We start from the raw sequence: 12554 nt of genomic DNA on the forward strand, positions 1-12554 counted from the left end.
TCGTCGTGGGATGGGTCCTCGACCAGGTTCTTGATTGGCTCACCACGGCGATCCTGGCCTGCCTTAACGCGATCTTCGACCTCATCACCGGCATTCTGTTCACCACCCCGAAGGTCACCGTGCTGCCGCAGGTGCAGGCGCTCACCGGCCGGTCGGTCTGGATCGTGGACACCGTCTTCGTGTTGGCGTTCGTCGCCGCCGGTGTGCTCGTCATGGTCGCCGGCGGCGACGAGCAATCCCGGTACACGGTGAAGGACCTCCTACCGCGGCTGGTCGTCGGGTTCACCGCCGCGCACTTCTCCCAGTTGGCCTGCGAGCAGCTCATCGATGTGGCCAACGCCCTGAGCGCGGCGATCAGCGAGGGCGGCTACGACGGCGACGGCGCGTTCACCGCGATCCGCACTCACCTCGCGGCGGCACAGGACCGCACCGTCCCGCTGCTGTTCCTCATCCTGATCCTGCTCATCACCGTTCTGGTCGTGACGGCGGCGTTTCAGCTGATCGGCCGGTTCGTGGCGCTGCTGGTGATGACGAGCATCGCGCCGCTGGCGCTGGCCTGCCACGCGCTGCCGCAGACCGACGGCCTCGCCCGGCTGTGGTGGCGCGCCTACGCCGGATGCCTGGCGATCCCCGTGGCGCAGGCGTTCTTCCTCACCGCGGGGCAGCAGACGCTGCTCGACCCGGCGACCATGCTGCCCGTGTTCGGCCTGCCCGTCGACCCGGGCGGAACGCTGAACCTCCTGGTCGTGGTGGTGCTGCTGTGGACCACCGTCAAGATCCCCACACTGTTGGCCCGCTGGGCGGGCCAGACCGGACGTAGCACGAGCACCATGCTCGGCGCGGTGGTCCGCGTCGTCGTGGTGCAGCAGCTCGCCCGCACCGTCCCCGGCCTGAACACCCTTCGGAGGAGCATCAAATGACCCGGCCTGATCCCGAAGCGCCGATGAGGGCGCGGATGCCCGCCGACGTCGACGCCCCCGACAAGGTCGCCTACGGGCTGACGTTCCACCAGCTGGCGATCGTCGCCGCCGGCGCGCTTTGCTTCTACGCCGCGTGGCGCACGCTGCACGATGTTGTGCCGGCGCCGGTGTTCATCGGTGCTGGTGTGGTGCTCGGCGGGCTGGTTATCGGCCTGGCGCTGGGCCGCCGCGACGGCCTGTCGATGGATGTGTGGCTGCTGCACGCGATCCGCCACACCCGCATACCCCGGTCACTGTCCACCGCCACCGTCGCGGCGGACAACGGGACGCCGGATTGGGTCGAGACCCCCACCAGCGGCCGGGTGCCGCTGCCAGCGCCGTTGCGGCTGCCCGCCGACGCCATCGACGACGACGGGGAGATCAGCCTCGGTGACGCGCGGGCGGCGATCGTCGGCACCACCACGGTGAACCTCGCGCTTCGCACACCCGGCGAACAGGCGGCCCTGATCGAGGGGTGGGGTCGGTGGCTCAACAGCCTGTCGACGCCGACGCAGATCGTCGTGTCCGCGCAACCGGTCGACCTGACCTCCCACAGCCGGGCCCTCGCCGCCGTCGCGGACACCGAGCCGCATCCGCGGCTGCGCGAGGCGTGCGCCGATCACGCGGAGTTCCTCGGCGACCTCGCCGCCCGCCGGGACCCGCTGCGTCGGCAGGTCCTGGTCGTTACCCGCGCGGCGGCCGGCGAGCGCGCGCATGCCGCGCGGCGGCGAGCCGATGACACGGTGCGAGCGTTGGCCGGCCTCGGCGTCAGTCCGCGGGGGCTGGACGGCTCGGCGGTCACCGCCGCTCTGGCCAGCGCCGCCGACCCGTACCGGCCGCCGCAGCCGGGCCGCCTGGCCGCACCCAACGCCGTCATCACCGCGGCCGCCCCCACCCGCACCCACAAGCAGAGGAAGAATCCATGATCAGGAAGAGACGGTCCGGCGACGGCGGCGCACCGCCGCAGCCGGGCTCGCTGGCGTCGGCGGTCGCGCCGGCCACCGTCGAGGTCACACCTCAGTGGCTGCGCGTGGGCGACGGCTTCGCCGCCACCCTCGTCGTGACCGGATACCCGGCGGAGGTCGGCCCGGCGTGGCTGGAGCCGCTGCTGTCCTGGCCGGGCCGGCTCGACCTCGCATTGCACATCGAGCCGCTGCCGGCGCCGATCGCCGCCGACCGGCTCCGCAAGCAACGGGCGCGGCTGGAGTCGTCTCGGCGGGCGGACTCCGAGCGCGGCAAGCTGGCCGACCCCTACGTCGATGCCGCCGCAGATGATGCCGGTGACCTGGCCGAGCGGCTGGCCCGCGGTGCGGCGAAGCTGTTCCGCGTCGGCCTGTACCTGACCGTGCACGCCCGCACCGAAGACGAACTCCTGCAGGCGTGCGCGCAGGTCCGGGCCGCCGCCGCGTCCACCCTTCTGGAGGTGCAGCCCGCGACCTGGCGGCAGCTTCCCGGCTGGACCACCACCCTGCCCCTCGCCTCGGATGGGCTGCGGATGCTGCGCACCATGGACACACAGGCGCTCGCCGCCGCGTTTCCGCTTTCGAGCCCGGACCTGCCCGCTCCGCTGCCCGGCGACCCGCCGGCCACCGGCGGTGTCCTCTACGGCGTCAACCCTGCGAGCGCCGGCATTGTCTGGTGGGACCGCTGGACGCAGGAGAACCACAACTCGATCGTCCTGGCCCGCTCCGGGGCTGGGAAGTCGTACTTCGTGAAGCTGGAGATCCTGCGCAACCTCTACCAGGGTGTGCAGGTCGCGGTGGTGGACCCCGAGGACGAGTACCTGCGCCTCGCGGACGCGGTCGGCGGCAGCATCGTCCGGTTGGGCCTGCCCGGCGTGAAGATCAACCCCCTGGACCTGCCGGTCGGCGACCGGCGTCCCGACACGCTGACCCGCCGCGGGCTGTTCCTGCACACCCTGGTCAGCGTGCTGCTCGGCCACCAGCCGCCACCGGCGGAGCGCGCCGCACTGGACCGGGCCATCGTCGCTGTCTACCGGGCCGCAGGGATCACCGCCGACCCGGCCACGCATCACCGGCCGGCACCGCTGCTGCGCGACCTGGCCGCCACGCTGCGCGCCGACGACGACCCAGCGGCCGGGAACCTGGCCGCCCGGCTCGCGCCGTGGGTGCAGGGCAGCTTCGCCGACCTGTTCGACGCACCCACCACCCAGGCCCCGGTCGGACACCTGGTCGTGTGGTCGCTGCGGCACCTGCCCGACGAACTGCGCACCGTCGGCACCCTGCTCGCGCTGGACTCGATCTGGCGCACCGTCGACACCCCACAACGCCCGTCGCGGCGGCGGCTCGTGGTGGTCGACGAGGCGTGGCTGCTGATGCGCGACGGCGAGGGCGCCCGCTTCCTGTTCCGCATGTCGAAGGCGGCACGCAAGCGCAACGCCGGGCTGACCGTCATCACCCAGGACGCCGCCGACGTGTTGGGCACCGACCTCGGCCAGGCGGTGGTGTCCAACGCCTCCACCCAGGTGCTGCTGCGGCAGGCACCGCAGGCCATCGACGCCGTCGGCGAGGCGTTCGGGCTCACCGATGGTGAGCGGCGGCTGCTGCTCTCGACCCGCCGCGGCCAGGGGCTGCTGATCTCCGGGGTGAGCAGGACCAGCTTCGAGTCGATCGCCTCCGACGCGGAGCACGCCCTGTGCACCACCGACCCGGCCGAGCTGGCCGACCTCGACGAGGAGGAGGGCGATCTGTGACACCACCGACCGAAGCCTTCAGCTCAGCGCTCGCGTCACCGCCACCGGCGCCCAGCCCCACCATCGGGCCGGGCGCCGGCCCCATCCCGCCCCCTACCGGAGCAGCGGCCGCGCTGGTCGAGGCCGCCGTGTGGGCCACACAGCGGCCGTGGCTGGCGGCTGTCGCCGCCGGCGGGCTGATCGTGTGGATCGCGGCCCGCAACCTGGTCGAGATCGGGCGGCACCGCCACCACGCCCGGGGCGCGCGCCTCGTGACGATCGCGCCACCGCCGGAAGTCGACCCGCACAGCGCTGGCGCGTTGTGGGCGAACCTGGCCGGCGTGCTGACCCCGTCACGGCGGCGGCGCTTGCTCCACGGCGCCCCGCACGTCGTGTGGCAGTACACGTGGTCCGGCCGGCAACTGCTCATCTCGATCTGGGTTCCCGGCACCGTCCCGCCGGGGGCGGTCGAGGCCGCGGTGCGGGCGGCGTGGCCCAGCTCGGCCACCACCACCGACGACAACCCGCCGCCGCCGATCCCCCTGGACGCGCACCCCGCGGCCGGTGGGCACCTGCTGCCCGTGAACGCGGAGTGGCTGCCGCTGGCCACCGACCACGACACCGACCCGCTGCGCCCGCTGATGGCCGCCGGCGCGCAGCTCACACCCCGCGAGTACGCGTGCGTGCAGATCCTCGCCCGCCCGGCCACACCCCGGCGGGCTGCACGGGCCCGCCGCGCGGCCGGGCGGCTACGGGCGGGCACCACCGCCGTACCGGCGATCAACCCGGCCGCGCCGGTGCGGTGGCTGCTGGACGCGTTCCTACCCGGCAGCGGTACCACTAGCCGCGCTACGGCGCCCGCGTCCCGTCGGGATCCCACCGTGGAGCGCGACGTCCGGGCGATCCTGGACAAGACGGCGCATCCGCTGTGGCAGACCGGTATCCGGTACGCCGTCGCCACCACCAACCGGCGGACCGGCACCGACCCGACCGGCCGGCTGCGGGGCATCGCCGACACCCTCGCCTCGGCGTTCGCCATCCACACCGGCCGCAACCGGCTCACCCACCGCGCCCGGATGCCCGCCCCGGTGGCCGTCCTCGCCGCACGCCGACTCGGTGCCGGATTCCTCACCTCCGCCCCGGAACTCGCAGCGCTGGCCGCGCTGCCGCAGGACCTCGCCGTGCCCGGCCTCGACCGGGCGCGGGCCGCGTCCATGCCAGCACCGGTCGCCATCCCCGGCGGAGGCCGTGGAGTGAAGATGCTCGGCGACGCCGAAATCGGTGGCCACAGTGTCGGGCTGACGGTGGCGGACGCGAGGTATCACATGCATGTGATCGGTTCCACGGGCTCCGGCAAGACCACCCTGCTGGTCAACATGGCCCTCGACGACATCAACGCCGGCCGCGGCACCGTCGTCATCGACCCGCACGGCGACCTCGTCCTGGACATCCTCGACCGGCTCCCCACAGGCGTCGCCGACCGCGTCGTCCTCTTCGACCCGGACCAGGACAACCCGCCGACGCTGAACCCCCTCGAAGGCGACGACCCCGACCTGGTCGTCGACAACCTCGTGTCGATCTTCGGGAACATCTTCGCCAAGGCCTGGGGACCGCGGATGGATGACGTCATGCGGGTGGCATGCCTGACCCTGCTGCGCCACAACAACGTCACCCTGCAACACATCCCACCGCTGCTCAACAGCCCCCAGTTCCGCTCGGCGATGACGGTGGACCTGGACGACCCGGCCGGGCTCAGCGGCTTCTGGCAGTGGTACGACAGCCTCAACGACAGCCTCCGCTCCCAGGTCATCGGACCGGTCCTCGCCCGGCTGCGCGCGTTCCTGCTGCGCGACTTCGTCAAACGCACCATGCGCTACCCCAAGTCGAGCTTCGACATGGGCCGCGTCCTCGACGGCGGCGTGCTGCTCGTCCGCATCCCCAAGGGCGTGCTCGGCGAGGACACCAGCCGGCTGCTCGGCTCCCTGATCCTCGCGCAGGTATGGCAAGCCACCACCGCCCGCGCCGGCGTCGAACCCGACCGGCGCCGCGACGCGACACTGATCATCGACGAGGCCCAGAACTTCCTGACCCTGGCCAACTCCCTCGACACGATGCTCGCCGAAGCCCGCAAGTACCGGCTGTCACTCGTCCTCGCCCACCAGGACCTCGCCCAGTTCCCCCGCGACCTGCTCGCCGCCGCCTCGGCCAACGCCCGCAACAAGATCTACTTCACCGTCGCGCCGGAAGACGCGAAAGTTTTGTCCCGGCACACCCTGCCGGAACTGGGCGAGCACGACCTCGCCCACCTCGACGCGTACACCGCCACCGCGCGGCTGGTCGTCAACGGCCGCCAGACCCCGGCGTTCACCATGAAGACCCGACCGCCGAAGCCGATCGTCGGAGAGGCGACCGCCATCCGCCAGGCCGCCGCCGCGGCGGTACCGACCCAGGACACCAGCGCCGTCGACGACCTCGTCGAACGGCTCAGCCGCAAACCCGACGAACGTCGCTCCCGTCCGAAGAGCGACCGGAGCTAACTGTCCCTGTCAGACGGTGGCGTCGCCCGGGTCGCGCACCGGCTCACCATCGGGATCGTCACCGATGACCGCCGGGCAGCCGCAGCACAGCTCTGACCTGGCCTGTCAGTGCCGCACACACCCCGTGACAGGCCCTCCGCACCGACCTCCCCCATCCCAGACACCCCTCCCGATCGGGAGGGGAACCCCATCCTGCCCAGGAGCGAACATCGTGTACTCCCGTGTACCCCCCGCCTCCCGCAACCCCGATCCCCTCGCGGTCTTCGGTCGCATCGTCCCCCGCGACCACGCCCTCTTGGCCCTGCTCGCCGAGCACTACCTGCTGTCCACCGACCAAATCACCAGCGCCCTCTTCGCCACCCGGCGCACCGCCCAACGGCGGCTGACAATCCTGCACCGCCTCGACGTGCTACACCGATTCGGCCGCAGCGGCGCCCACGGCCGGTACGGGTCGCTGCTCTACACCCTCGGCCCCGTCGGACTGCAGCTACACCCGACCGTCTACCACGACCCCACCGGCACCAGCGGCAAAGCACCACGCAGCTCCCTGGAGCGGGCCAAGCGGATCGCCGCCAGCGGCCAGGTCAACCACCTGCTCGGCGTCAACCAGTTCTTCACCGACCTCATCGCCACCGCCCGCCACACACCCGACGCCCAGCTGTCGCGCTGGTGGTCCGAGCAGCACGCCACCACCGTCTACGCCCAAGCCGGCATCCGCCCCGACGGGCACGGCGTATGGACCGTCGGCGACACCTCGACCGGCTTCTTCCTCGAGCACGACAACGACACCGAGAACCTCGCCCGGGTCGTCGCCAAGCTGCGCGGCTACGAACGCCTCACCACCTTCGGACCCCGCTACCCCGTGCTGTTCTGGGTCCCCAGCCGGCGCCGCGAGGCCAGCCTCCTCGCAGTGCTCGCCGGACTGCACACCGCCAGCCCGATCGCCACCGCCATCCAAGGCCCCGACCCGGCCGGCAGAGTCTGGGCCCTCGCGTCGGACCCCACCCACCGGCGATACCTGCACGAGCTGCCCTGCGACCACGGCCCCGACACGGTCACCAACCCACGGCGCTTCGACCACCCGTAGAACTCACACCGCAGGCCAGCGCGACACCTGCCAGAGTGAGCACCTCCGGCAAGCCGACCACCGTCGCCGGCCTCTGTCAGCAAACAAGATCATCTGTGAGAGTCGTGAAGGCTCACAGCATCCGCGCTGACGACGGGTCCGCCATGAGCCGGATTGCCTCACAGCGCAGGTCAACCCCACTTTCCGGCGATCAACTCGTCGGATCGGCCTGACAGAACAGGCCGCTACCGTTCACGGCACTAACACCACCTCATAAATCTCCACCCCGGTCCGGTCCCACCTCGGAACCACCGCCGCACCTACCGGTTCGCCTCGCCCACCCGCCCCACCCGGGGCCGGTCGGCGCCGCGCCGCGCGGCGACCCCAGGTCGCACCGCACCAACCCGCACCCACACCTCTCCCGCAACCGACCCACGCACCCAGTGGGCCGGTCATCTCCGCGCGCCCTGACGCGCCCACCCCGCTAGGAGGACCCACTCATGCCGAAGAACCCGACCCGGAAGGCCACCTCGCCTGCTGTCACACCGACGGCGACGATCCGCACCATGATCGTCTGCGTGCCGGGCGACCTGCCCCGCGAGTCCCTGACCGCACACCAGCTCGACCGCAACTTCGGCGTGCAGGGCACGCTGTCGCCCCGCTTCTGGGCCAGCCCCGCCCTGCACCTGTGGCAGCGCACCCAGATGTTCGGACTGCGCAAGGGCCGCCCAGCCTACTGCGCCGGCGGACCGGTACGACTGCTCGACCTGACCGGCATGCGCCAAGCCGCCGGTGTCGGGGCGGGCATCCGCCACCAACTGTTCAGCCGCGCCGTGCACGGCACCCGCAACGCCACCCCATGGCACGTCTACGAGGCCCACCACCTGGCGGACCCGCAGCAGTACCCGTGGGACACGGCCGTCGCGGACTTCACCCATCAGCCCCGGGTCAACGCCATCCGGATGCACAACGCCGCCACCTACGGCGCCGGGCAGATCCGCCTCAGTGAACTGGAGATGTACCAGGCCGGCTGCATGGCCTACCAGCACCACAGCGCCCTCACCGCCCTAGCGGGCGACGCGCTGATCACCGCCGAAGGGGCGAAGCTGGCCCCGGCCAGCGACGCCATGGCCGACCGGGTGACCTACCTCGAACAGGCCAACCGGCTGCTCGACGCCATCGACCCCGACCAGCGACTACTCGCGGTCGCACTCTGACAGAACCGGCCAAGAAGGAAACACGCCCGACGGGCCCGCCATGTTCCCGCTCGACGAGGTCGAGCGCCTCGACGCCTGGGTCCGCGCCCCGCGACGCAGCGCCGCTAACCGCTAGCCATCCACGCGCACCTCATCGCGCAGCTTCGAGTCCCCGCACTCACTGGCGCACCGACCTGCTCACCATCCTGGCGACCGGCTCACGGTGTCGGCAGATACCCGCGATCCGCCGCATCTCGCCCCGGCGTGCCAGCCGCCTCTGGCAGGGGCGCTGACTGCGCTGCCGGCCAGAGAGACGGCCGCCCTTTCCCTCTTGCGCGTAAGCCGGCGAGCGCCGGCACCAACCCCTGCGCACCGCACCGAGCCGTCGGCGACCAAGCCCTGGTCGCCGACATCACCCTGCCTGAAGGGACATAGTCCATGATTCGAGTTCCGATCTGCCCCGTCTGCAGCGAGCCGGTGGCAGACCAACCCGCCACGCACTGGACCAACGCCTACCGCGGGGGCATCCCGTGGTGGCACCTGGCAAACAACAACCCCATCTGCGCTGCTGCCGACGGCCAACACTCCCAGCCGGTCCTCGTCGCCGACCCGCTTCCGGTCGACAGTCAGACCACCACCTGGCTCGACGAGATGAGCCGCCTGTTCGCTGTCGATGGTCCCTACGACCCCGCCCGACTGGGCAGCGCCGTCACCGCCGCCGAGCACCTCAGCCGCTGGCTGCACACGGCCACCGGACCGTTCAGCGCGCTGCTCACCCTGCCGACGGCCTCCGACGTCGCATCCCTGATCGGGCACCTACACCGCAGCACTCGGCTGCTCGCGCGGGTGCACGCACAGATCGGGTCCTACCTCCTCGACCAGGCCCGCCAGGCACACCTCGCCGGCCTCGATGACAGTGAGAGGCGCAGCGAGGTGAGCGACGCCGTCGACGACATCCACGCATGGTTGCAGGACGCGGCCGACTGGCTCGCCCAGTCGGCGCAGGCATCAGGTGCCGCTTGGTCCAGCGCCCGCAAGGTCACGGCCGCGAGTCACCGCGACTCCTCCTCCACCGCCAGCGGCACCGACCGGCAGGAGGGCCAGCAGTGACGAGTCCTGACTACACGCCGCGTCAGGGCAGCACAGCCGTCTTCTCCGGCCGGTGGCTGCGCTACGAACCAGTCCCTGGCTTCCACCGCTACCACGAGGGATACCTCGCGACGGTGACCGGTTGGTGGAACGGCAGCTTCGAACTCGCCCTCGACCACGAGGCCGTGACCGCCCTTACCCAGACGTTCGCCGCTATGGCCACCTACGTCGGCGGTGACTGGCGCACCGTCGACTTCGACGGACACACCCTCACCATCGCCCGTCCGGTGTCCCTCGGCGGCGGCGTCCACCTCGTGAAGCCGACCGGTGAGCGGTATCGGATCGGCTGGGGCCTGCCGTGGTTACCGGTCGACCCGAGCCGCTGCGACCACGTCTTCGGCCAGCCATAGCCGCACCGCTCACCAGCACGGGGCCCGCAGGTTCCGCCCCGAGCGTTGACGGCATCCCAAGATCCGTCACTACACTTGATCACGAGGCGCTGTCGAAGCGTGGATCAGTGCACGCCCCCATCCAGGCAGACGCAACAGCAGGCACAGGGAGGACTCATGGACAACACGACCGACCAGACCGGAGTGCCCAGCGCACTCGACAAGGTCGCCGCCGCTCTGGCAGCACTTGGCCAGGACACGGCCGCCGCGATCGCTCAGCGCGCCGGCGTCGGCTACTCGACGGCCACCAAACGACTTCGCACCCTGGCGGAGGCAGGCCAGGCCGAACCGTTGCGCGCCGACGACGGCCCCACGCTCTGGCGGCACCTGCCAGACACGACGACCAGCACCGACAGCGACGTCCCGCCGGCGACCACGACCGACGCCAGGCGCGACCCACCCCCCGCCTTGACAGACGACAACGCCAACGAGGCTCACGCCCCCGGAGCGGCAGAGGAGGCGAACACCGCAATGGCGGCGAGACCGGACGACGAGGCGACCAGTCTCCAGCCGGACGACGAACGCCGACCAACGCCGGACAGCGACGCGGGCAGGCCAGCCCTACAGGACCCGCCCGCCAAGCCGGACAACGTCCCCGACGCACCGACCACAACGCTCACCGAGGCCGGCGAGGATTCTCCGGCCGACGCCGAGGACTCGGCCGCAGCCGACGCGTCTGGTCAGGCAGACTCCCGGCCCAGTCTGGACCCGGCGGGCAGCGACGACACCGTTGCGTCCAGCAGCCCATCCGAGGCTCCGAGCGCGTCAGGTGGCGCGAAGCCGCGCCGGACCAAGGGCAGCCTGCGCGGGGCCATCCTCGACGTGCTCGAAGCCCAACCCGGGCAGCCGTTCAAGACCAGCCAACTGTGCAAGGCCATCGACCAGGCGAACGAGGGCACCGACTCGGCCAAGGCCAGCGCGGGCGCGGTCGTCAACGCCGTGCACAAGCTCGTCACCGACGGCGTCGCCATTCAGGTCGCCGAGAAGCCGGCGACCTTCCAACTCGCCCCGACAACCACCTAGCAGAACCCCTTACCGCTGGTAGCCCGGGGCAGGTGTCGAACTTGGCGGAACCACGCCCGCCCCGGTGCTCCTTAACAGACAAGGAGCGACGTCAAGTGTGTCACCTGAGCTCGTACCTCACGGCGGCCGGCGGAGTCCTCGCCGGTCTCGCCGTCGCCGCGGCACTACTCGCCCGGCAGCGCCACATCATTCACCATCAGCGGCAGGCGTTGGCTGCCCGCGACCGCGACCGGTCCCACTGGCACCGGCTGGCCACCCACAATGACACGACCGACCTGCCGAACCGGCGGGCCCTGTGGACCCACCTCGAGGCCACGTTCTCGCTCGGGGAACCGCTCGGGCTCGTCCTCATCGACCTCGACCGGTTCAAGCAGGTCAACGACACCTACGGCCACGAGCACGGCAACGACCTGCTGCACGAGGTCGGACGCCGCCTGAGGGGGCTCGGACCGCAGGTCGCCCTGGCCGCCCATCTCACCGGCGACGAGTTCGCCCTCGTCGTGCACGGCGACGACGGCGAGGTCGAGACTGCCGCCGGGGCCGCCCACCGGCGCATCTCGACGCTCCCGTACGAGATCGCCGGGCAGCAGGTGATCGTCACCGCCAGCGTCGGCTACGCGCTCGCCGAGCCGGACATGCTGCCCCGCGACCTCCTGCACGCGGCCGACCAGGCCATGTACCTGGCCAAACGCAAGCGCTGCGGCGTCCGCGCCCACGACCCGGACCACGCCACGCCGCAGGGAATCGCCATCCGCTACCGCGACCTGCGGTAACACGCCCCCGGCGCCAACCGCACCCACGTCCCCGCACCACCAGGAGCCCCGCAGGCCCATTCGGCCTGCGGGGCTTCGCGTACCCCAAGGAGCCCATCCCCGTGATGTCCTTCAACACCGTCCACACCCTGACCGGGTGCCTGCTGCACGTTGAGGCCAGCGCCGACCTGCTCGGTTGGGGCCGCCCGCCGCTCCTGCTGCTCGTCCACGACCGGCCGGCCCCAACCGCACCGCGCGGGACGGCACGTCAGATGCGCGCCGTGCACCTACCGCTCAACGACACCCGCATGGGCCGCTACCCCGCCGGACTCGCCGACCTCCTGCCGGACCTCGCCACCGCACTCGACGGCAACCAGCCGGTCGCCCGGCCCACCCTCGCGGCCTGCGTCGACATCGGCCTGATCAGGGACCTCCTCGCCGATCCCACCCCCGGACTCCGACTGCTGGCCTGGGCCGTCTGCTACGAGGACGTCCGCGTCGAGTCCGACGACCTGCACGAGATCCGCCGCGTTGACGCGGTCGACGCCGACCGCCGCGGCTACCGAATCACGAGGCTGCGGGGCGAACCGCACCCCGTGGTCCGCGTCGACGACCACGTCGACCACGACGGGGCACCGGCCACTCGCTTCGCACTGGCGCGTCTCGTCGAGACCACCAGCAGGCCCGGCCGAATCACGCCAGCGGCCTCCTGACGCCGCCGACGCCCCGTCGGGAGCGCGGGTCCCGACCTCACCCGCGCGCCGCACACCGTGCCTATACGGCACCACCAG

The 12554-nt window shown here is 71.7% G+C and carries 11 protein-coding genes; all 11 read left to right on the top strand.

Translation table 11 applies throughout. The features are described from left to right. Window positions 1–5: 5 nt before the first annotated feature. The gene (locus ACGFH8_RS31155; RefSeq protein ID WP_393374436.1) at window positions 6–920 is read left to right on the top strand and encodes a hypothetical protein; all 915 of its coding nucleotides are present in this window, start codon (window positions 6–8) and stop codon (window positions 918–920) included. Next, a complete protein-coding gene (locus tag ACGFH8_RS31160) occupies window positions 917–1885 on the top strand; it encodes a PrgI family protein (protein WP_393374229.1) in 969 nt (322 codons plus the stop codon). The genes ACGFH8_RS31155 and ACGFH8_RS31160 overlap by 4 nt, the downstream gene beginning before the upstream one ends. Then, window positions 1882–3672, top strand: a complete 1791-nt coding sequence (locus ACGFH8_RS31165; RefSeq protein WP_393374232.1) for a VirB4 family type IV secretion system protein — start codon at window positions 1882–1884, stop codon at window positions 3670–3672. Before ACGFH8_RS31160 ends, ACGFH8_RS31165 begins: the two co-directional genes overlap by 4 nt. Next, complete coding sequence (locus ACGFH8_RS31170) at window positions 3669–6188, top strand: type IV secretory system conjugative DNA transfer family protein (RefSeq protein ID WP_393374235.1); 2520 nt, start codon at window positions 3669–3671, stop codon at window positions 6186–6188. The genes ACGFH8_RS31165 and ACGFH8_RS31170 overlap by 4 nt, the downstream gene beginning before the upstream one ends. Before the next feature lie 211 nt (window positions 6189–6399). After that, window positions 6400–7275 (top strand): replication-relaxation family protein, encoded by an 876-nt coding sequence (locus ACGFH8_RS31175; RefSeq protein WP_393374237.1) that lies wholly within the window; start codon window positions 6400–6402, stop codon window positions 7273–7275. Window positions 7276–7754: 479 nt separating this feature from the next. Further along, entirely contained in the window at window positions 7755–8471 is a 717-nt protein-coding gene (locus tag ACGFH8_RS31180; protein WP_393374240.1) for a hypothetical protein, read from the top strand. A 456-nt stretch (window positions 8472–8927) separates the two neighbouring features. Further along, window positions 8928–9560 (top strand): hypothetical protein, encoded by a 633-nt coding sequence (locus ACGFH8_RS31185; RefSeq protein WP_393374242.1) that lies wholly within the window; start codon window positions 8928–8930, stop codon window positions 9558–9560. Beyond that, window positions 9557–9949, top strand: a complete 393-nt coding sequence (locus ACGFH8_RS31190) for a hypothetical protein (RefSeq protein WP_393374245.1) — start codon at window positions 9557–9559, stop codon at window positions 9947–9949. Before ACGFH8_RS31185 ends, ACGFH8_RS31190 begins: the two co-directional genes overlap by 4 nt. 156 nt (window positions 9950–10105) lie before the next feature. Further along, window positions 10106–11011: a MarR family transcriptional regulator gene (locus ACGFH8_RS31195; RefSeq protein WP_393374248.1), complete on the top strand. Its 906-nt coding sequence runs from the start codon at window positions 10106–10108 to the stop codon at window positions 11009–11011. A gap of 95 nt (window positions 11012–11106) precedes the next feature. Beyond that, window positions 11107–11784 carry a GGDEF domain-containing protein gene (locus ACGFH8_RS31200; protein WP_393374250.1) on the top strand — a complete coding sequence of 226 codons (678 nt, stop codon included), beginning with the start codon at window positions 11107–11109 and terminating at the stop codon, window positions 11782–11784. A 104-nt stretch (window positions 11785–11888) separates the two neighbouring features. After that, window positions 11889–12476 (top strand): hypothetical protein, encoded by a 588-nt coding sequence (locus ACGFH8_RS31205; protein WP_393374253.1) that lies wholly within the window; start codon window positions 11889–11891, stop codon window positions 12474–12476. Window positions 12477–12554 lie beyond the last annotated feature (78 nt).

It is taken from the genome of Micromonospora sp. NPDC049175 (assembly GCF_043197345.1).
GTDB lineage: Bacteria > Actinomycetota > Actinomycetes > Mycobacteriales > Micromonosporaceae > Micromonospora.

Bases quoted from the DNA above. Each gene is read 5' to 3' on its own strand.
- ACGFH8_RS31180 (WP_393374240.1), top strand. From the start codon at position 7,755: ATGCCGAAGAACCCGACCCGGAAGGCCACCTCGCCTGCTGTCACACCG.
- ACGFH8_RS31195 (WP_393374248.1), top strand. From the start codon at position 10,106: ATGGACAACACGACCGACCAGACCGGAGTGCCCAGCGCACTCGACAAG.
- ACGFH8_RS31160 (WP_393374229.1), top strand. From the start codon at position 917: ATGACCCGGCCTGATCCCGAAGCGCCGATGAGGGCGCGGATGCCCGCC.
- ACGFH8_RS31165 (WP_393374232.1), top strand. From the start codon at position 1,882: ATGATCAGGAAGAGACGGTCCGGCGACGGCGGCGCACCGCCGCAGCCG.
- ACGFH8_RS31205 (WP_393374253.1), top strand. From the start codon at position 11,889: ATGTCCTTCAACACCGTCCACACCCTGACCGGGTGCCTGCTGCACGTT.